The following is a 506-nucleotide window of genomic DNA, read 5'->3' on the forward strand; positions in this document are numbered from 1 at the left end:
TTTAGTGTTTCAGCCAAACAAATTAATCGAAGATGAGGCTAGTGCAGTTTATAGTATTTGCGACGATAGCACTAACAACAGCTTCTCTAAGCAGATTGTTGTTAATAGAGTTGCTAACATTGTTGTATCTAATATTGGGAGTTGTTGACAGTGACTAGAAGCATACAAGCAGGCATAGGGTTGATCGAGGTGATGGTTGCATTGCTCCTTTTAGCTGTTGCTGTCTTAGGATTCAGTGCTATGCAACTAAGTGCCATAAAAGCTACCGATGAAAGCCTTATGCGTACTCGTTCAATGTCTACAATAAAGAATTTATCAGAAGGTATGCGAATATTACCTGATAGTAGTGATATCTACAAAGAACAGGTAAATAACATCTACAAGAGTAGCAAAGAATCTGATAGCGAATATGACATTAGTACTTATTGTAAGGATGTTGACACTTATAACACTGCTGCTTCGGATTGTAGTGCTAGTGACTGTAGTGAGACAGAAGTGGTAGCTTA

The 506-nt window shown here is 37.9% G+C and carries 1 protein-coding gene; it reads left to right on the forward strand.

Annotated elements, in window-relative coordinates:
- Positions 1-150: 150 nt before the first annotated feature.
- Positions 151-506: type IV pilus modification protein PilV (gene pilV, locus ACS8FC_RS21200; RefSeq protein ID WP_439298230.1), on the forward strand; the 356-nt coding region annotated here is incomplete at its 3' end.

It is taken from the genome of Psychrobacter sp. 1Y4 (genome assembly GCF_051847555.1).